This is a genomic window from Desmonostoc muscorum LEGE 12446, from assembly GCF_015207005.2.
Taxonomy (GTDB): Bacteria; Cyanobacteriota; Cyanobacteriia; order Cyanobacteriales; family Nostocaceae; genus Nostoc; species Nostoc muscorum.
The window spans coordinates 2,171,247-2,191,874 of record NZ_JADEXS020000001.1; the positions used below are offsets into that span (position 1 = coordinate 2,171,247).

At 42.1% G+C, this 20,628-nt stretch carries 13 protein-coding genes; 6 read left to right on the forward strand and 7 right to left on the reverse strand.

What is annotated here, in order from left to right; all coding sequences use genetic code 11:
• Positions 1-63: 63 nt before the first annotated feature.
• A complete protein-coding gene (nadB, locus tag IQ276_RS09450; protein WP_235115547.1) occupies positions 64-1,755 on the forward strand; it encodes an L-aspartate oxidase in 1,692 nt (563 codons plus the stop codon).
• 118 nt (positions 1,756-1,873) lie between these two features.
• On the opposite strand, the gene IQ276_RS09455 is transcribed toward nadB, so the two are convergent.
• From IQ276_RS09455 to btpA, 5 genes are all read right to left on the reverse strand, one after another.
• Positions 1,874-2,110: a hypothetical protein gene (locus tag IQ276_RS09455; protein ID WP_190881415.1), complete on the reverse strand. Its 237-nt coding sequence runs from the start codon at positions 2,108-2,110 to the stop codon at positions 1,874-1,876.
• Between the two features lie 749 nt (positions 2,111-2,859).
• Complete coding sequence (locus IQ276_RS09460; RefSeq protein ID WP_193922435.1) at positions 2,860-5,064, reverse strand: CHASE2 domain-containing protein; 2,205 nt, start codon at positions 5,062-5,064, stop codon at positions 2,860-2,862.
• The gene (locus tag IQ276_RS09465; protein ID WP_235115548.1) at positions 5,064-5,315 is read right to left on the reverse strand and encodes a hypothetical protein; all 252 of its coding nucleotides are present in this window, start codon (positions 5,313-5,315) and stop codon (positions 5,064-5,066) included. The genes IQ276_RS09460 and IQ276_RS09465 overlap by 1 nt, the downstream gene beginning before the upstream one ends.
• Positions 5,316-5,894: 579 nt before the next feature.
• On the reverse strand, positions 5,895-6,878 hold the full coding sequence (locus tag IQ276_RS09470; RefSeq protein WP_193922437.1) for a vitamin K epoxide reductase family protein: 984 nt from the start codon (positions 6,876-6,878) through the stop codon (positions 5,895-5,897).
• A 126-nt stretch (positions 6,879-7,004) separates the two neighbouring features.
• On the reverse strand, positions 7,005-7,853 hold the full coding sequence (gene btpA / locus IQ276_RS09475) for a photosystem I biogenesis protein BtpA (protein ID WP_193915886.1): 849 nt from the start codon (positions 7,851-7,853) through the stop codon (positions 7,005-7,007).
• 793 nt (positions 7,854-8,646) lie between these two features.
• Between btpA and rimO the strand changes: the two genes are divergently transcribed.
• The 3 genes from rimO to IQ276_RS09490 all read left to right on the forward strand — a co-directional run bounded on the left by rimO (position 8,647) and on the right by IQ276_RS09490 (position 12,597).
• On the forward strand, positions 8,647-9,966 hold the full coding sequence (gene rimO / locus IQ276_RS09480) for a 30S ribosomal protein S12 methylthiotransferase RimO (protein ID WP_193915889.1): 1,320 nt from the start codon (positions 8,647-8,649) through the stop codon (positions 9,964-9,966).
• A 111-nt stretch (positions 9,967-10,077) separates the two neighbouring features.
• Positions 10,078-11,613, forward strand: coding sequence for a DEAD/DEAH box helicase (locus tag IQ276_RS09485; protein ID WP_193915892.1), 1,536 nt, complete (start codon positions 10,078-10,080; stop codon positions 11,611-11,613).
• A gap of 405 nt (positions 11,614-12,018) precedes the next feature.
• The gene (locus tag IQ276_RS09490; RefSeq protein WP_193915895.1) at positions 12,019-12,597 is read left to right on the forward strand and encodes a Uma2 family endonuclease; all 579 of its coding nucleotides are present in this window, start codon (positions 12,019-12,021) and stop codon (positions 12,595-12,597) included.
• 24 nt (positions 12,598-12,621) lie between these two features.
• Here the strand turns inward: IQ276_RS09490 and IQ276_RS09495 are convergent, their stop codons facing one another.
• The gene (locus IQ276_RS09495; protein ID WP_193915898.1) at positions 12,622-13,569 is read right to left on the reverse strand and encodes an aldo/keto reductase; all 948 of its coding nucleotides are present in this window, start codon (positions 13,567-13,569) and stop codon (positions 12,622-12,624) included.
• A 309-nt stretch (positions 13,570-13,878) separates the two neighbouring features.
• Here IQ276_RS09495 and IQ276_RS09500 point away from each other — a divergent pair, with 309 nt between their 5' ends.
• Positions 13,879-17,814 carry an NACHT domain-containing protein gene (locus tag IQ276_RS09500; protein ID WP_193915902.1) on the forward strand — a complete coding sequence of 1,312 codons (3,936 nt, stop codon included), beginning with the start codon at positions 13,879-13,881 and terminating at the stop codon, positions 17,812-17,814.
• Positions 17,815-18,068: 254 nt separating this feature from the next.
• Here the strand turns inward: IQ276_RS09500 and IQ276_RS09505 are convergent, their stop codons facing one another.
• Complete coding sequence (locus IQ276_RS09505) at positions 18,069-18,878, reverse strand: Rpn family recombination-promoting nuclease/putative transposase (protein WP_193915905.1); 810 nt, start codon at positions 18,876-18,878, stop codon at positions 18,069-18,071.
• A gap of 295 nt (positions 18,879-19,173) precedes the next feature.
• On the opposite strand from IQ276_RS09505, the gene IQ276_RS09510 reads away from it, so the two are divergent.
• Positions 19,174-20,607, forward strand: coding sequence for a BCD family MFS transporter (locus tag IQ276_RS09510; RefSeq protein WP_193915908.1), 1,434 nt, complete (start codon positions 19,174-19,176; stop codon positions 20,605-20,607).
• The last annotated feature ends 21 nt before the right edge of the window (positions 20,608-20,628 follow it).

Below are 20,628 nucleotides of genomic sequence, written 5' to 3' on the forward strand. Positions count from 1 at the left end.
TTTCCCCTACTCCCTCATCTCCCCCTACTCCCTCATCTCCCCCCTCTCCCCCTCCCCCTTACCTTGCCTCAGATAGACACTCCTAGCCAATTTGATGTTTTAGTAGTAGGCGCTGGTGCTGCTGGACTCTACACAGCGCTGTGTCTGCCAGAGTCCTTGCGAGTCGGCTTGATTACCAAAGAAACTGTGGCTTTATCCGCCAGTGATTGGGCACAAGGTGGTATTGCCGCAGCAGTTGCCCCGGAAGATTCTCCGACGCTGCATATTGAAGATACAATCCGGGCAGGTGCGGGTTTATGCGATCGCGCCGCTGTGGAATTTCTCGCCGAACATGCCCCTAGCTGTATTCAATCTTTAGTTAACTTGGGGGTTGCTTTTGACCGTCACGGTCAAGCTTTGGCTTTAACTTTGGAAGCCGCCCATTCTCGCCACCGCGTTCTCCACGCCGCCGACACCACAGGGCGAGAAGTTACTACCACCCTCACGGCCCAAGTTCTGCGCCGCCAAAATATTCAAGTCATCCAGCAAGCTTTGGCTTTGAGTTTGTGGATTGAACCCGAAACTAATCGCTGTCAGGGAATTAGCCTGTTTTATCAAGGGAAAATCACATGGGTAAGAGCTGGTGCTGTGGTACTGGCAACCGGTGGCGGCGGTCAGGTATTTGCCCAAACCACTAACCCCGCTGTGAGTACAGGTGATGGCGTAGCGATCGCAGCTCGTGCTGGGGCTATCCTCCGCGATTTAGAATTTGTCCAATTTCATCCCACCGCCCTCACCAAACCTGGTGCCGATCGCTTTCTGATTAGTGAAGCTGTACGCGGCGAAGGGGCGCACTTGGTCGATAACGAAGGGCGGCGTTTTGCCTTTGACTACCACCCAGATGGTGAACTTGCGCCCAGAGATGTGGTTAGTAGAGCGATTTTTAGCCATTTACAACGTACCGCCCTCGATCTCGCCACTGCCCATGTGTGGTTAGATATGCGCCCCATTCCCGCCGAAAAGATTCGTCATCGCTTTCCCAACATCATCAAAGTTTGTCAGCATTGGGGCATTGATGTCTTCAGTGAACCAATTCCTGTAGCGCCTGCTGCCCATTACTGGATGGGTGGAATTATTACGGATTTAATGAATCATACGAATATTCCTGGTTTATACGCAGTTGGTGAAACTGCCAGTACTGGAGTGCATGGGGCAAATCGTCTTGCTAGTAATTCCTTACTAGAATGTATTGTGTTCGGTGCCCAGATGGCTAATATTGAGTTGTCAAATATTGGGCTACCCTTAGAAACACCAGAACTACCATTGCAGAAATTTACTGCTGATGCCAGCGAGTGGCAGACTCAGCAAACACAGCTAGAAACCCTCAGGGAAAAGTTACCGCGTCTAGTGTGGCAACATGCTGGTATTTGTCGGGAACAGTCAGGATTAGAAACTGCGATCGCCACTGTAGAATCATGGCAGCAAGATTTGGCTGCCTTGCCTTTAACTCAATTTTTGCTAGCTTTACGCCCAGCAGAACCAGCTACTTTTGACCTCCCAGACGTTGAAGCACAGTTGCGACTTTGGGCAGAAACCCGCAATTTATTAGATGTAGCCCATTTAATTCTCAAAAGTGCGGCCTTTAGAACCGAAAGCCGCGGCGGACACTACCGCCTAGATTACCCTCAACCAGATTTAAATTGGCAAGTCCACACACTTGTGCAAACACACCACTGGTGGAAATCTCCAGTCTTGCATAATGAGCATAGGGCATAGGGCATAGGGCATAGGGCATAGGGCATAGGGCATTGGGCATTGGGCATTGGGCATGAGTCAATAATCAATAGTTCTTCTTCCCCTGCTCCCCCTGCTCCCCCTGCTCCCCCTGCTCCATTTAACGAGTACCACTACCATGCTGACTGTCAGGGCCACCATAATTTGGTGGGATATATGTGTCTTTTAAATCCTGAGAATTGACTTTACGGGCAATTAAGGTGTTAGTGACATTACCGTTAAAACTACTAGCACTTGCCGTACTGAACACGACTGTGTAAATCAAAATTTTCGGTATAAATATGTAAGCACCTATACAGAATATCATAAACTTTGTGATTCCCAAGTTAATTTTCATAATCATCAGTAAATTTACTAGTTTTTTTCTGAGAAAGTAATTTTTGTATAATCACGTATATTTACGCAATACTTTTGAGAATATTCCAGAATTATTAATTTCGGCTGCTAATAGACAAGTAATTTGCCCTATTAGTTTGGAGATCAGCGGTAATTTGCTGGTATTAAATAATCTTAATACTTAAGAAATATTCCTAAATGTCCTGTTTATGCATCAGTCTAAAGTTAGATATCTTGATGGATTGCCATGAGAAGTTTGCCCAGTTCACTATTTATTAATAATATCTTAATAATCTTAAGTATAAACACTAAGTTCAAAGAATAACTAACCTCATAAAGCTATAAAATAATACTTTAAAATTTGTATAGTAATAATTTAACGAAAGTAAAGATATATAAATTAAAATCCCATAACTCTTATATTACAGGGATTACACCAATTATTGAACTATCAGATTCCGTAATGATTACCTAAGTATAGGTATATATTTTTAAGTAAAAATATTTGCCTAATAAAATTATTTTTTTTAATTACTGATAATGACTACTTTCTTGTTTAACTCTTTTCAGGTTTAGTTTTTAGATCCAAAAGCCTTGCTGGGTTGCAATTTCGGCTCAAAAGCTACCTCCATGCCTGTATGCAATGTTTTTGCAAAACAGTGCTTTGCACAGTCTCAAGTTCAGATTCTTAATTTAATGGTAAAAATATTTACTGCCTGTAGAATAATTCTCAGGTAAATTCTTGATTACTTAAGCAAATTCGTAGCGATTTTTACCCAAGCGCTTGGCACGGTACATTGCTGCATCTGCTTGTTTCATCAAAGTTTCACTGTCTTGGCTGTTGTATGGATAGACACTAATGCCAATACTGGCAGAGACTCGAATTGCATAGCCATCCAAAACAATTGGTCTGGTAATGCTGCTTAAAATTTTTTCAGCGACTTTAGCAGCTACCTGGACATTGGGAATTGCTCGTAAGATCACAGTAAATTCATCGCCACCCAAGCGAGAAACTGTATCACTAGCGCGTAAAGAGTTGCTTAGTCGCCCAGCAATGGTCATCAGCAGGCGATCGCCTATCTCATGGCCAAGAGTATCATTAACTTGCTTAAACCCGTCTAAATCGATAAACAGCAGTCCCAGCAACAAGTTATTGTGTTGCGCCCAGTGTAATGACTCGTAAAGTTGTTCTGCAAAAAATTTGCGATTGGATAAACCTGTCAGGGGATCGTGATATGCTAAATAACGCAAATGGTCTTCTTTGAGTTTTAATTCATTGTTAGAGCGAAATAACTCAGCAGCAGTCCGCTTGAGTTGTTCCTCCATCAACTTCCGTTGAGTAATATCTCGAATTACCCCAACTAAAAAGAAATTGCCAGCCGAGTCTTTGTGGAGCGATCGCTTAGTGGCAATTTGATGAGTCTGACCATCTGCATTTGTAAATTCTTCTTCATGTTCCTGGGCTTGCTGAGTCCGAAAAACCAACTCATCCTGTTGTCGAAACACATCGGCTTCATGTTTAGGGAAAAAGTCATAGTCTGACTTTTCAATTAACAACTTATTCGGATAACCTATAAATCGACAATACGCCTCATTTAAAACAATCCACTGATGTTGTTCATTTTTCACAAAAATAGGATCGGGGATCGTGTTGATGACGTGATGCAAAAACTCCTTAGAGCGTTTCCACTCTTCCTGCATATGGGCAATATGGCTCGTCATCCAAATAGCTGAAATCCCAAAGGTAAACAGCCCAGGAACCAGCGGTACCCACCAACCGGATAAAAAAGCTACATAGGCACTCAGAGTCAATACTAAGCAAGAAACGAGGATACTGAGAAAGCTTTTAGTTGCGTCACGTATCCGCCATGTCGTAACAGCCCCCACATAAGACCAAACAAAAATCCACAAGTATTCCAGTAATTCAGGCCAGACTTTGAGTAATGGTCTTCCTTCAAGAGCCGCTGAGATTAACTCACTAATAAAATAAGCTTGTAATTGAATACCAGCAACAGGCTTCGCCGTACCCATCAGGCTGCTGGAATAGGGAATAAATACAAAATCCTGGAGACTGGGTGCAGTGGAGCCAATAAGTATAATCCGATCTTTAATTAAGTTTTCTTGGACTTTATCTGCGAGTACATCGCTCATCGATACCTGGCGAAAATGAGAAAATTCTACAGATGGATTTTGAAATTTCGGCTTGGGAAAATTGGACAAAATTTGGTAGCCTCTAGCATCAGAGCCGACATAAGCACCATCATTAGCCTCAAAACGAGTAAAGGCTGCTTTACCCAATTGCAAATACTCAGGGTTACTTTTTGCTTGGGTAGGAGTAATGTCCTCTGATTTTAAATACAATAAAGCCAGCTTCAAGGCAAAACTTTCGTGTACCTTATCCTCGATGTGCCAATACAACAAGCTGCGACGTACTTTCCCATCAGGGTCGTACAGCACGTTGTTAAAACCCACTTGATTCTTATCGAGTCCCAGTGGAGGTAAAACAGTAAGGTTTTTGTTTTTTTCATTTGCCAGTAGTTCAATACCAATCAAGTTTGGCATTGACTTATAAGCTTTACGTAGTTCCTCATTACCAGGCTCTACTGGCAAATTTCGGTAAATATCCAAGCCAATAGCACGGGGTTTGTGGACGTTTAATTTTTGCAACAACTGAGCAATATTCCGATCTGGAATCGGCCACGAACGTACTTGGTCTAAATAAGCTTCATCAATCACAACAATAGTGATACGTTCTTCTGGCGGTTCATTTGGACGTAAGCGAAAAAATTGATCCAAACCTGCCAACTCTAAGGATTGTAATAATCCGAGAGAGCGCAAAAATAGGACGCAGACTGCAACGCCAGCAGCAGTCATCAATTCCTTGTGTTCTCGACTAAGCGATTGTTTCAGTCCAAAGATTAACTTTATAAAACGCTTGCCTAGCTGCTGATTCATTAAGCCGCTCCCAAAGTTCTGAAACTCGGCTTTTGACTCACCTTCCGGAAACTCCCAGAAGTATCTAAAAATTTTTCTTGACATCTACACAAACATTGAGGAAGGCGATTTTGCTGATTGGACTCGCGTTTTTTCAGTAATAACAAAAGCATATTGAGAGTAACTTCAACAGACACACTTTCGCATTTGACGCTGACATAATTACACCCGAAGGCGGCTTCCATGTGCTGCAAAAATAAATTAAAGTACACATTGCATGAGAGCCAGTATACTTAGTCAAGTTTCTTCAGCTTGAAATGCTTGTAAGTGAAAGCCGCAAAAAAATTGATACAGGGGTTTTGGATCTGGTGAAGTACACAAACTTGGTGTTAAAGCTAGGCATCAAGCCTGTTTTACTTCCCAACACCCAATTGAGACAACACTTATTACCCATCACCAATATTACCAAAAACAAAAAAGTCAACCGGAAACGGACTTGCTGTCTTTATCCAGTTAACTATAAGGGACTTCCAACGAAAAAAATATTCCATAGTAACGTGAGTTCGACAGATTCCAAAGAACCCCGCTTCCATTCCTCTCCCCGTTGGCGTTAGCCTGCCATTAGGCAAGCGGCGAGAGGCTTAAAAACCCTAAATTTTCGTGCCCAACTCAGGATACTAAAGCCCCTCTCCGAGACGGAGAGGGGTTGGGGAGAGGTTCATCGAACTCACGTCATAGTAGGGTAGCACAGCTGTGCTACCCGAAAAATGTACAAATAATTTGGGATAATTTATTTTCTGGAAGTCCCTAAGGTCTAAAAGCCAAGTCACCAGAAACAGGCTTATTGGCAATTATTTAAAATATTGGAAGTTACGAGGGCCTGTGTAACCAGAAACTTTTGCTAGTTCCTCTAAATTTTGTACTCCGCTATAGCTTTTACCATCGATAATCCAAGTCGGGAAGCCTTCAATTTTTGCAGCTTTACACAGTTCTGGTTGAGCTTTGAGTCCATCAGGGGCGCACTCTACCTTAACTTTCTCGTTGAGTTCTTGATAAGCTTGTTTTCCAAACAGCAACTTCTGTTCATGGCAGTGAGGACACCAATAAGCGACGTATTCCTTAGCACCTATCTTCACCAGATGTTGTGCTAGGGCTATTTCTGCCTCACCAGAGGTGGTAGTAATTTCCCAACCGAATGCTGGGTTAGGATCTACCTTGGGAGTAAAGGAAATTTTTACAGGTTCTCCAGGAGTTCCAGTTGTAATGGGTGATTGATTTACCCCAGCATAAATCCCTAAAGTACCAATCAGCGTCACCATCCCAACAATCAGGGCGGTAAACAAGATTTGTCCAATATCCTCCCAAGTACGACCAATAATTGTCAGTACCAAAAGACTAGTAGAGAATAAAGCTGAGCCGATACAGTAAGGACAAAGGGCTTTAATTTGGAATGCCAGTAGGTACATTAAGTAGCCGCTAAATACAGACATAGCGATCGCACCCACCAACAGTAGCCACCACGTCCAATTTTCCAGCTGCTTGCGACTATTATTATCCCCTGAGTTCAATACCAAAGGAGCCAAAGCTAATATCACCATACCGGTGTATGCCATAAACCCAAACAAAGCTAACGGCTGACCAAAAATTGTTGCCCAAGGACTGGAAAGCACATCATTACAGCCTTTGACACCAGCCTGTGCTACACAAGCTGCACTGCCTCCTGTTAACTTTTCTATGGTGAGATAACCGGTCGTCAGGGCACCACATCCAGCGATCGCGGCAATCAATGGACGTGACCATTTATGAATCCAAGGAGTAGAACGGCGGCGAATCATAAATATTGGGGAATGGGGATTGGGGATTGGGGATTGGGTACTGGGGATTGGGTACTGGTGATTGGGCATTCAGAAAACTTTTCTCCAGTCCCTAGTCCCTAGTCCCCAATCCCTAGTCCCCAGTCCCTAAGAATGCAATTTCACTTGTCCTGCTGACTTGCTTTCACCTTTGGAGTTCCAACTGCGACGCGCGGCTTCCACAAATTGACTGACGCGAATGGGGTCAATTGGTTGATCTATCCGTCCGTGGCGTTTCAGGGAACTGGAAACTATGACACCATCTGCTGCCTGCATCAATGTATCAATATTTTCCCAATTTGCCCCACTACCAATGAACACTGGCGTGCCAGCTGCGGCACCACAAGCTAGTTCCAAATCTTCTAAGTTGGGAGGGCTACCAGTAGCCCAACCAGACAAAATCACCCCGTCTGCTAAACCCCTTTCAATGGTGTCTTTTACAGCGACTGTGAGATTTGGAGAACTCAAAGGACGGGCGTGTTTTACCAACACATCGGCCAGGATTTTAACATCGCTGCCTAACTCCCGTCGATAGCGCAGTAGTTGATGGGCTTCTCCCTCAATTAATCCCTGATCGGTTGCCATCACTCCCGTGAGGACGTTGACGCGGATAAATTGTGCTTGGACACAGCTAGCGATCGCCATTGCACTTTTGCCGTCGTTTCGCAACACATTTAACCCCACTGGCAAGGTCACCAAGTTCTGTATCCGCTGCACTACCATTGTCATGGCACTCACAACCACCGGATCTACTTGGTTTTTAGTAAACGGCGCGTCGAAAAAATTCTCCACAATCATCCCGTCTACACCTCCGCTTGCCAAGGCTGCGGCTTCTTGTTCGGCACGGTCAATTACCGCTTTGAGGCTACCTCCCCAACGCGGTGAGGTTGGCAGTGGTAGCAGGTGAACCACGCCGATAATCGGTGAGCGAGTTTTAAATAGCTGATATAAGTCCACGTCTTTAATTATTGCGAGGGATTAGGGATTACAGACTAGAGATTAGAGGCTAGTACTACAAGACCCAAATATACCTACAATTCAAAATACCCGAAAAGCTTGACTCATCAGCTTTTTGAATTTTGAATAATTTTGCATAAGTTAATTTTACAAGGCGTTACTAGCCCCTAATCCCCAGTCTGTGTAAGCCATTCCCTTGGTTAGCATTAAATCTGTTTTATGTTGGCCGGTTTGCTGCCTCCTTCCTAAGATGGAAATTGGCGTGAAACCTCTCATAAGATATGTTAAGATAAAACCTGGCTACAAGAGGAGTTTGCCACTCACAACACGCGAGGCAGCTTTGGGTGGTTTAGGCGTCTTGTCCGCGCACAGTCGTAGGACCAGCCAATCGCCAGGGCAACATTACTGCTTTATAGGCGTAGTCGCTTTCGTCGATTTCCCTGAGGGTAGCGACTTCTCACAACAAGCCCTTTGGGCGGCTTCCCGATGGGTAAATTAACAACGCACACGCTATGGTAATGTAAAATACCAATAGACGAATTGTTAAAAAACATTACAAGTGTCAAATGTACCCAAAGACACTTCAATTCACCCTGGGGAACAGATTGATAGGAATATCATAACATGACCTCTATTTTTATTATCAATAGGGTCATAGATTAGCGGGCATTTGCTGACAGTGGGAATTTGCCACTGTTAATGTTCTCATGAGGATGCTGATAGCAAAAAAGCAATAGTTATGTGCTGGAATGATTTTGATTACAAGAAAGGAAACTGAAAATTTTTTCAAAATATGGGTGACAAGCCAACAATTGCCATTTCTCACTTGGGCTGTGAGAAAAATCGAATTGATACAGAACACATGTTGGGAATGCTTGTAGAAGCAGGCTACGGTGTAGATACAAATGAAGAGTTAGCAGATTACGTTATTGTTAATACATGTAGTTTTATTGAAGCAGCGAGACTTGAATCTGTCAGAACTTTGGTAGAACTGGCAGAGGCAAACAAAAAAATTGTGATTACTGGCTGTATGGCGCAACATTTCCAAGAACAACTTTTGGATGAGTTGCCGGAAGCGGTAGCTGTGGTGGGTACAGGTGATTATCACAAAATTGTAAATGTAATTGAGCGTGTTGAACTTGGCGAACGGGTCAAACAGGTTAGTATCGAACCAACCTACATTGCCGACGAGACTACACCGCGCTATCGCACTACAACAGAGGGTGTAGCTTACCTCAGGGTTGCCGAAGGATGTGATTATCGTTGTGCGTTTTGTATAATTCCTCATTTAAGAGGGAACCAGCGATCGCGTACTATTGAATCGATAGTCGCTGAAGCCGAGCAGTTAGTGGCTCAAGGGGTAAAGGAAATTATTTTAATTTCCCAAATCACGACTAATTACGGTCTGGATATTTATGGTCAGCCAAAGTTAGCCGAATTACTCCAAGCTTTGGGGAAAGTCAACGTACCGTGGATCAGAATCCACTACGCTTATCCCACGGGATTGACACAAGGCGTGATAGCGGCAATTAAAGAAACACCCAACGTCTTGCCTTATCTCGATTTGCCGTTGCAACATTCTCATCCAGAGATTCTCCGCGCCATGAATCGTCCTTGGCAAGGGCGTGTAAATGATGGGATTATAGATCGCATCAAAACGGCGCTACCAACAGCCGTATTGCGGACAACATTTATTGTTGGTTTCCCAGGAGAAACAAACGAGCATTTTGAGCATCTACTAGAGTTCGTCAGGCGGCATGAATTTGACCATGTTGGTGTGTTCACCTTCTCACCAGAAGAAGGAACCCCCGCCTACAACCTGCCAAATCAGTTATCTCAAGAAGTCATGGACGATCGCCGAGATCAACTGATGGCACTCCAGCAACCGATTTCCCAAAAGAAAAATCAACAGGAAGTAGGCAAAATCGTCGATGTCCTGATTGAGCAAGAAAATCCTGAAAGTGGTGAATTAATCGGTCGCTCAAGTAGATTTTCCCCAGAAGTCGATGGTCAAGTTTATGTCCAAGGACAGGCAAAGTTGGGAACCATCGTCCCAGTAGCGATTCACCACGCTGATGCATATGACCTATTTGGTCAAATTGTCAATAACTAATTTGTCATTTGTCATTTGTCCTTTGTCATTTGTAACTGCAAAAGACCAATGGCCAATGCCCTATGACTAATGACTAATCCAAAAATCCTTAGATAAAATTTAGGAGAATTAATGAATCTTTCGTTTCAAGAACTAGGTATTTCCCAAGAACGCGTTGAGCAACTAGAAAAAATCGGCTTTACCGAACCTACTAATATTCAAGCCCAAGCAATTCCCCAATTGTTGGCTGGTCGTGACGTGGTGGGTCAATCTCAAACTGGGACTGGTAAAACAGCAGCATTTTCACTGCCAATTTTAGAACGGTTGGATATTAATCAAAGAGCCGTCCAAGCCTTGGTTTTAACACCAACTCGTGAATTAGCAATGCAAGTTCACGATGCGATCGCCCAGTTTATCGGCAATGACGGATTGCGCGTCTTAGCAATCTACGGTGGTCAATCAATTGAGCGGCAAATGTTACAGCTCAAACGTGGCGTTCACATCGTTGTCGGCACCCCAGGACGGGTAATAGATTTGCTCGATCGCGGCTGTTTAAAACTCGATCAAGTGAAATGGTTTGTCTTAGATGAAGCCGATGAAATGTTGAGCATGGGCTTTATCGACGATGTGGTGAAAATCCTCTCCCAAGCACCCACAGATCGCCAAACAGCTTTATTTTCGGCGACAATGCCACCCTCGATTCGCTCCTTGGTGAACAAGTTTTTGCGATCGCCAGCAACAGTCACCGTTGAACAGCCAAAAGCCGCACCCAACAAAATTAACCAGGTAGCTTACCTGATCCCCCGCCACTGGACAAAAGCCAAAGCTTTACAGCCAATTCTGGAAATGGAAGATCCAGAAACAGCTTTAATCTTTGTTCGCACCAGACGTACCGCCGCCGAACTCACCAATCAACTGCAATCTGCTGGTCATAGTGTAGATGAATACCACGGTGACTTATCCCAACAAGCGCGGGAGCGGTTATTGAGCCGATTCCGGAATCGTCAAGTACGCTGGGTGGTAGCAACTGATATTGCCGCACGCGGATTAGATGTCGATCAACTCTCCCATGTGATCAACTACGACTTACCTGATAGCGTAGAAACCTACGTTCACCGCATTGGTCGTACTGGTCGTGCTGGTAAAGAAGGAACCGCAATTTCTCTAGTGCAGCCATTTGAACGGCGCAAGCAGCAGACATTTGAACGTCATAACCGCCAACCTTGGCAAGTGTTGACAATTCCCACACGGGCGCAGATTGAAGCGCGGCACATCCTGAAATTGCAAGAACAAGTACGAGAAGCTTTGGCTGGTGAGCGTTTAGCCTCATTTTTGCCCATCGTCAGCGAATTGATTGAAAAATATGATGCTCAGGCGATCGCCGCAGCAGCATTGCAAATCGCTTACGACCAAACTCGTCCTGCTTGGTTGAACTCAGATGTGGAAATTCCCCAAGAAGAACCCGCCACTCCCAAACCCAGACTCGGCAAGCGCCGCGAATCTTCTGGCGATCGCCCCCGTTCTGCGTGGAAATCAGATAGCAGCAATGGAGATGAAGAAAGACATTCTTCTCCCAAGCCCAAACTGCGGACAAATGGTCGCGAGTCTTCTGCATCCCCTACAAGTAAAAAGCTAGGTTCACCTACAGCTAGGGAATCAGCTTCTTAGTTAGAAGTTAATGAATTTTGGATTTTAGATTTTAGATTCTTGCTTCAATCCAAAATCCCAAATTCAAAATCTAAAATTGAAAGAGTTAATGAATTTTGGATTTTAGATTTTAGATTCTTGCTTCAATCCAAAATCCCAAATTCAAAATTTAAAATTGAAAGAGTTAAGAGTTAGGAGTTAAGATTTTGACTTTGGACTCTTGACTTTTTGACTTTTTGGGTAACTTCTTCTACAAGTTTGTAAGAAGATGAATTAAAGATGCATTCTTCGTGGTCTTATGCCAAATTGGGAAAGAAAGTAAGTATTATTTTTGGAACAAGGTGAGGTTATGAAAAGCCGCTATATCAAGCTTTTTTGAATGTGTATTAATTACGAATTACGAACTACGAATTACGAATTAGTATTATGTTCACTATTCCAGACTTAGAGCAACTACAAGCAGAGCATCCAGAATGGCAGATGGAGCTGGTAGACGGAAACATACTTGTTATGGGACCATCAGATTATGAGTCAGAAGAAATAGGTGTAGAGTTTGCGCGGCAGCTAGGTAATTGGGTGCGTCCAAAAAGACTCGGATGGGTGACTGGTTCTAGCGCTGGTTTTATTTTGCCTACGTTAGAAACGGAAAATGGCAAAGAAGCTGATAACGAAAAACGAAATCTCCGCTCTCCCGATGTGTCTTTTGTTCGTGCTGATAGACTTAAAATCAGCAAGCGGGACTTTGTGGAACTAGTGCCTGACTTGATGGTAGAAATCAAATCTAAGTCAGACCGAATCAAACCATTAGTAGAAAAAATTCAGCTATTTTTACAACTGGGATCTACAGTTGGTATCCTCATTGATCCTGACAAATTGACGCTCACAGTTTATCGCCTCAACCAAGAGCCAATAGTTTTGCAGGACAACGACAAACTGACACTACCAGACTTATTACCAGGTTGGGAGCTAGTAGTGTCAGAAATTTGGCCTCCGGTGTTTGAGTAGAGACGTTGCATTGCAACGTCTCTACTACAGCCAGGGACGGCTAACTTTTTCTAACTCTTGAATTTCATCCTCGTTCAATTTCCAACCTAAAGCGCCAGCATTTTGACGTACATGTTCGGCTGTCTTCACTCCAGCAATGGGAATGACGTTACCCTGAGAAATTAACCAATTGAGAGCAACTTGGGCTGGGGTGCGATCGTATTTTTCTCCAAAACTGCGTAGCAAAGATATTACTGGTGCAATTTTTTGTAAGCCTTCTTTACTAAATCGTGGGTCTATTTTTCTCGCACCAGTGGGAATTTCAGCACTATCAATAGTGTATTTGCCTGTGAGTAATCCCTGAGCTAAAGGACTATAAGCCAACAGAGTCACACCCAACTCACGGGCAGTTGCCACAATACCCTTGCTTTCAATTTGGCGACTGAGTAAAGAATAGCGTACTTGGTTCACAGCCAAAAGCACTCCACGGTCTGCCAATATTTGATGAGCGTCTCGCATTTGCTCTGCTGAGTAATTACTCACGCCGACTGCGGCAATTCTACCCCGCTTCACTTCATCGGCTAAGGCATTCATCAGAGTTTTTTGGCTTAAAAAGAAAGCAAAAGGCCAATGTACTTGGTAGAGGTCGATTTGCTCTACTTGTAGACGTTTGAGACTCTGCGTTAAAGCATCAGAGACGGATTGACCTGTAAATCGCCACGGTAGAGGACCAAATTTGGTGGCAATTTGCACAGGTTGTTGTGTCTGTTGCATAAATTGCCCCAAAAATTTCTCTGATAATCCCATTCCGTAGACTTCAGCAGTGTCGAAGAAGTTAATACCAGCTTGTAGCGCTGCGGTGAAGGCTTCTTTTAACTGTTCTGGGCCGTAGTCATTGCCATAATTCCAAAAGAGTTTATCACCCCAAGCCCAAGTACCTATGCACAAGGGTGTAACAACTGGGCCATTTTGCCCCAATGTGATATTTTCCACGGTTGCAAAATTTAATTTATTTACATTTCTTTACTTTTTTAGTGTAGCGTTACAGACAAAATTGGGTGTGGGGCATTGCACACGATCACTCAAGAAGTACGAAGGCAGAAGGGAACCCACGTTTTTAAAAGTGGGATTGAAGCAAGGACGCTTTGTATCTGGCGCTACGTGTCTCGATACAAATTTTTTTATACTAATGGGCTTTAGACCGACAACTAAAGTTATTATTAATACTTCTTTCTGCCCTCTGCCCTCTGCCCTCTGCCTTTCTTTGTAAATTGTTCAAACATCCCATAATTCTTAAACTCGATGCCTGATAGCTATGATTTAACCCAGCTAGATCCAAATACTTTTGAGCATTTGGTAAATCATCTTGCTTTACGTGCCCTTGGGCTTGGACTAACAGGATTTAGTCCAGGATCTGATGGTGGGCGTGATGGATATTTTGAAGGAGAAGCGCCGTATCCAAGTGAAACAGACCGCTGGTCTGGATGTTGGTACTTACAATCTAAGTTTCATAAGCCTAATCTTTCTAAGGATAGTCAGAAATGGTTATTAAACCAGATTCAAGCAGAGTTAAAAGAATTTAAAAATCCTGAATCTGGACGGAAATTACCAGACAACTGGATTGTTGCAACTAATATCGATCCTTCAGGAGTTCCAGAAACTGGTGCATTTGATAAAGCAAGAGAATTGGTGGCTAACGAATTCCCTGAACTGAAAGATAACTTTCATATATGGGGTGGGCGTAAAATCCTTGATTTATTAATACTTAATCCTGAAATTAGCGATCATTACAGGCATTTCCTAACACCAGGAAATATCTTGACCGAAATTTTTAATCAACTTAAGGATGCACAAGCTGAGGCTAAAACAATCCTTCGCTTTTTAATATTATCTCAACTTGATGACCAACAATACACCAAACTAGAGCAAGCTGGTTCTGCTGGAGAAAGCCCAGGTATTCACCAACTTTTCGTTGATCTCCCATTTCGTTGTCATAAATATAACTGTCAAGACTTAGTAATGCCCTGGTTGGTAAAAACATCTGCCAGATGTCATCGTATTGATGAGCAACAACCAGACACCAAGGATTGGCAAATTTGGAGCAAGCATCCATCACGAGCTAGAGTCTGGTTTATAAAAGGTGGTCCAGGACAGGGAAAATCAACAATTACTCAATTCTTTTGTCAAATTCAACGGGCAGCATTAATTGTAAATAAAGATATATCTCAGATTCCAACAAAACAAAAGACCTTAGCATCTGAAATTCGCAAAGCTACTGAAAAGAACGGTTTTTGGCCTACAGTACCTAGAATACCTATTAGTATTGAGCTAAAAGAATTTGCTCAATGGTTTGGAGAACAAGAAAGAAATAAGCCTCGTGGTATCTTAACATACTTAGCCTATTTTATTTCTGGTGGTATTGAGCAACAAGTTCATGTTGGAACACTCAAACGATTACTAGGAAATCGTAGCTGGGCGATCATTTTTGACGGACTTGATGAAGTTCCTCAAGATGTTAAAGACGCCGTTGCTACAGAAGTGTGTCGCTTTGTAAATGATGTGGCTGTGGAAATCAATGCTGATTTTCTAACTCTATGTACATCTCGTCCTCAAGGATATTCAGGACAATTTGAAGATTTAGATGGCCCCACTATCGAATTGATAAATCTTTCTCCACAACAAGCTATAGAATGTGCCAAACCAGTACTAGAACTAAATCGCTCTCCAAGTGAAGCAAAAAAAGCTCTACAAATATTGATATCTGCTATTCAATCTCCAGCCGTCCGTGAATTGATGACTACACCTTTACAGTCTCATATAATGGCAATTGTAGTACGAGGTGGTGAAAAACCCCCTGAAAGAAGATGGAAATTATTTACGAATTTTTATCAAGTAATTAGAAAAAGAGAAGCAAACAGGAATCTGCTGGATAAAAGATTAGCTAAACTTTTAAGTGAAGAAGAGCAATTACTGAAAACAGTACATAATCGCCTTGGATTTGTTTTACATGCTAGAGCAGAATTGAGTAAGGGCGCTCAGACAAAGTTAGATCGTAATCATGAGTTTAAAAAACTCATTACAGATGCAGTATCGCAGATGGTAGAAACAGAAATAGATGAAACTGTTGATGTGTTAATGCAAGCGACAACAGACAGACTAGTTCTGGTCAGTACACCCGTTGATGGTAATTATGTACGTTTCGATATTCGCCCATTACAAGAATTTTTTGCAGCAGAATTTATTTATGAATCTGTGAGTGCAGAGGAATTACGTGAAAGAGTTGAGCTAATAGCTGGTGATGCTCATTGGCGTGAAGTTATGCATTTTTTGTTAAGTGCTCTAGTTGAGAATGGGCGTAGAACAGAACTAGCAGTAGTAGTTGCAGTGCTAGAAAATTTTAACGAAGGAGATGATGAAAATTTACGTCTATTGAAACGCAGGCTTGGGCGTGGTGCTATTCTAGCTGCACGATTGCTACAGGAAGGGGTATTAGAGCAAGATAAACGTATTCGTCAGCAATTCCGAAAATGCCTTGAACCATTAACTGCTTCTTTAGAAATTGAATTGCTTTATCCTTTAATACAAGTAAGTCGGCCGAATTCACAGTCATGGCTATACAGTTTTTTGATTTCATGCTTACACGACAAGAATCTGACTGAAAGTGTAGGTGCAGCTATTGTCTTAGTTAATATATTGCCAGACAATCATGAGAAAGTAGAAGAAGTTAGCAATTTTATAATTGCATCACCATCTGATTACATTTCATGTGTTTTAACTTCAAATCTATTAACTCGAGATGGCAAAATGGGAAGACAATCTAATCCTGTTAAGCATTGGGTTCTAACAACTATTGTAAAAATTATACTAAGTCTAAAATGGGCTTCTCTTACAAAGCAAGCATTTGAATCATGTATAGAAATTCTTAACTTTAACATTGAGAATTCTTGTAATATTGCTAGTGATATGGGTCTTTCATCCAATCAATTGAATTGTTTCCAGATTCTTTTAGAATCTCAAAAATATATATTTCCTAATAATAAAAATAAAAATATTAGAGATTATTCGATTGTCGAAATTTTTGATAGCCAGCTAAATTGGAGAGAAAAAAAATATGAACTTAACGTTTTAAATGATTTTGGTAATACTCCCAAAATTTTGCAATTAATCTATTTAATTGTTCGTTATAGTCAAGAAAAACAGCGTTCAATTTTAGCGCAGATTATAAGTTTGTTTTCAGATGAAGGAGAGCATTTGTTTAATACAGTACTGTCCAATTTAGGGATAGGTATATTAGTAAATACGTCCAAGTCAGAGACAGAAAAAAAACAATACTTGAATAATATGGAATATCAATACTTTGAAAAATTATTTGATAATAAAGATATAGAACTGTCGTTCGTACAACGCCAACAAATGGTTATTAGAAAAACCCGAAAAAGATTTAGCATAGATTTATGGAAAAATTTAGTAGATGAATATACATTTGCTGCTATTTTTTTGTGGAGAAATGAAGAAGTCGTTAATAATTTAGAAATTTTAAATATAATTCTTAACAAGATTGTACAAAACCCCAAAATTTTATGTGCATACCCAGGAATATGGGGACGTTTTATAAAAGAAGCACCTGAGCGCGAACATGAATTGCGTACTGCTTTCTTATTAGCATCTTTAGAACCTATATGTGAAGATACATCATTATTGGATTTTTCATCTTTTAAGATAAATCTGCCATTAGAGGCTCCTTTACTACCCCATATAATAAACTTTTTACTGAATTCATTTATCAACCACAGGAATGCTTATCGTAGTAGAAGGGTTGACGAAGATCTTGAAGTTATCAGTAAAATAATTTATGAAATGATTCATGAAACCTCTTATTTGAGTCAAATTTATCAAAACTTGAGTTTAGCTCAAAATATTAGAGCAGCAGCAATGATAGCACTTCTTTTACATCCTGATGGAACTAGGGATTTTTTGAATTTCAAACATCAAATAGTAGAATTCTACAATCCTGAGGTTGGAACTTGGTATGTAAAAGCTATTACATCTTGTCTATGTCTACTTACTAAAGAAGAGGACACAGCCGCAAAATGGATTGTTAGTAATTTACTTGAAGCTGCTAGAACAGATTATGAAGGTAGGCAATATATTCAAAAGCTGTTAACTCTCTGGCGCGAGAGTTCTTCCACACCTATTCAGAAAGCTAATGTACAAGAAAAATGGTTATCTGGAGCATAAACAACAGCTGTTTATTACTTTGAATTGAAAAATATAGCGGCTTAAACAGGGAATTTTTTTATGTCCCACCCTATTGGCATGGCAAGGCTAAAATGTTGCAATAGATTTTATTGTGGGATGGGTGTCCTCACCCCTCCGGGCGGGCAGGATGCCCACCCCACAAGAGTTTATTAATGCACCATTTTAAGCTTGCCACGCCACTATGCTCAGTAGCCATTTTGCAAAAGCCAGGTTAGAAACATAAAACGCCTATTCTATGCACCTTGCTGTGCAGCAATCTGGACAGCTTCTATATCAACGTTGAGGTGTTGAGCAATCTCTTCCATACTCATCCCTGTTTTTAGTAACAGAGGTACAGTAAGTTTTAACATTTCAGCCTCTCGTTCTTCTCGGCCTTCTTCTCGACCTTCGGCTTTCGCTTCCTGATAAACCCTTGTTTGCTCCAAAGTCAGTCCTAGCATAGCTTCAACTTCCTCTCTACTCAAATTAGAAAACTTATAAACGACGATTGTGGTGATGATGTCTAGTATTTCGTTTTTCGGCAGCGTGTCCGTTGACTCTAATTTTACCCGCTCAATCAATTGCTTTGCTTGCTCTGCCATCACTTGATCTGATGCTAGAGTCAACTGCATTAAGTTGATGCCTATTGGCTGCTGATCAGTAGCGGCTAACTCATCTAAATAGATTCGCTGTACTTGGTCACTGTTGAGAAATATTCTATGAGTTTTTTGATCCCTTGGTTCCAAAGAGCGTGATGAAAAAATTACCACACAGAACCAGTCATCATATTGAGAACGATTCCGGTTCAGGTACATCAGCGACTCAGTAAATAACCGATGGTAGAGGGCTTCATCTCTTTGGAATTGAACTTCAGCAAAAAAGATTACTCTGGATGTTGCATCCTCTGGAGGTAAAAATACACCATCGATACGAAAAGCGGTTTCTTTGACTTCAAGTGATTCAAATCGATAGTTTTGCCCTTGAAGAGGAGGGCGATCGACTAGTTCAAAGAGTAAACCAGGAAAACGCTTAAAAATTTGATAGTAAATGGAGTCTCGTTTCACTACTTCATCCTAAAATTCTCTGGTTATGCGACGCCGAATAGCCCGTCGTAGACATCGCGGATTACAACCAACCAAGCCACAAAAATTAATCCCAACTTTGCCAAAGCATACACTAATGGAGGTGTTGGTATAACTGGTTGCTAAATAAGTGCGATGTCTATGGCGGGCGTTCGCGTAGCGTCTCGAAGAGAAGCCATCGCAACTTCAACTTTTCGTTCGCTGATTTCGAGCGGGTAGGGTTTATGTTTATTTAAAGAGAGAAATTAAATCCTAGAAACGATACGAAAAAGTAGCTATGGCAAGCGGTGAAGTATTTGATACCAAAACAAAACCCCAATCTGTGCCAAGAGTCAACTTGCTGACCATGTTCCGGCTGGGCTTATTTCAAATGGGGTTGAGCATGATGTCAATTTTGACTCTGGGAGTACTCAACAGAGTCATGATTCAAGAAATAGCAATTCCTGCAACGTTGGTATCAGTAATTCTAGCACTGCCTTTATTTGTTGCTCCTTCCCGGATCTGGTTCGGGCAGATTTCAGATGCCAAGCCGTTATGGGGTTATCACCGCACAGCTTATGTTTGGGTGGGGGCGGCAATATTTGCGATCGCCGCATTTTTAGCTGTAAAAGTAATGTGGCAGCTCAATCTGACTGGAAATAGTGCAGACGGCTGGGTATGGACAACCCAAACAATTGGCTGGACAGCACTTTTAGCTTTGATTTTTGCTGTCTACGGTCTAGGAATTTGTGCTAGCGGTACTGCTTTTGCTGCTTTGTTGGTGGATATATCTGAAGAAGATAACCGTTCTAAAGTAGTCGGTGTTGTTTGGTCAATGCTGATGGTGGGAATTATTGTTGGGGCGATTATCAGTTCCAAGTTACTAGAGGCGTTAACAGTAGGCGCTTCTCTAGAAACGTTACAGGCATCCGTCAACAGACTATTTACTATCATCCCAGCAATTGTATTTGGGTTAGCGATCGCCGCAACATTGGGTGTGGAAAAAAAATACTCCCAATACTTAAACCGTTCTACGGTGGAACAGCGAGAAGACAGCATTACTCTGGGCAATGCTTGGAAAATCTTGACGGCTAGTCCGCAAACAGGTTTGTTTTTCACCTTTTTATTCGTGATGACTATCTGCTTGTTCATGCAAGACCCAATTTTGGAACCTTACGCCGGTCAAGTATTTAAGATGCCCCTCGCTGAAAGCACTAAACTAAATGCTTTTTACGGAACAGGTATACTGATTGCCTACGGTGTCACTGGCTTTTTCGTTGTGCCACGTTTGGGTAAGCGCAGAACTGCACGCCTGGGCTGTGTTTTAGTGGCATTCGCCGCCGGGTTGTTAGCTATATCGGGATTTTCTGCTAATCCAGCCTTCCTGAAATTAGGTTTAGTTTTGTTTGGTTTGGCCGCGGGTTTCTTAACCACAGCAGCAATTAGTTTGATGTTGGATCTCACAGCAGCCGAAGCCGCAGGTACGTTTATTGGGGCGTGGGGGCTAGCGCAGTCCCTATCCAGGGGATTAGCGGTGGTTATCGGCGGTACATTATTGGATTTGGGGCGCAAACTTCTACCCAACTTAGTTTTAGCCTATGGACTAGTATTTGCCTTAGAAGCTGTGGGAATGGTGCTGTCGATTTGGTTTCTCAACCGAGTGAATGTGGCGGAATTTCAAACAAATACCAAACAAGCGATCACTTCTGTTTTACAAAGTGATTTAGACTAAAGTGAAAACTTCACCAGCCAA

Coding starts and splice junctions, on each gene's coding strand:
- IQ276_RS09455 (WP_190881415.1), bottom strand. CDS start 2,110: ATGAAAATTAACTTGGGAATCACAAAGTTTATGATATTCTGTATAGGT.
- IQ276_RS09460 (WP_193922435.1), bottom strand. CDS start 5,064: ATGAATCAGCAGCTAGGCAAGCGTTTTATAAAGTTAATCTTTGGACTG.
- IQ276_RS09470 (WP_193922437.1), bottom strand. CDS start 6,878: ATGATTCGCCGCCGTTCTACTCCTTGGATTCATAAATGGTCACGTCCA.
- rimO (WP_193915889.1), top strand. CDS start 8,647: ATGGGTGACAAGCCAACAATTGCCATTTCTCACTTGGGCTGTGAGAAA.
- IQ276_RS09485 (WP_193915892.1), top strand. CDS start 10,078: ATGAATCTTTCGTTTCAAGAACTAGGTATTTCCCAAGAACGCGTTGAG.
- IQ276_RS09490 (WP_193915895.1), top strand. CDS start 12,019: ATGTTCACTATTCCAGACTTAGAGCAACTACAAGCAGAGCATCCAGAA.
- IQ276_RS09500 (WP_193915902.1), top strand. CDS start 13,879: ATGCCTGATAGCTATGATTTAACCCAGCTAGATCCAAATACTTTTGAG.
- IQ276_RS09510 (WP_193915908.1), top strand. CDS start 19,174: ATGGCAAGCGGTGAAGTATTTGATACCAAAACAAAACCCCAATCTGTG.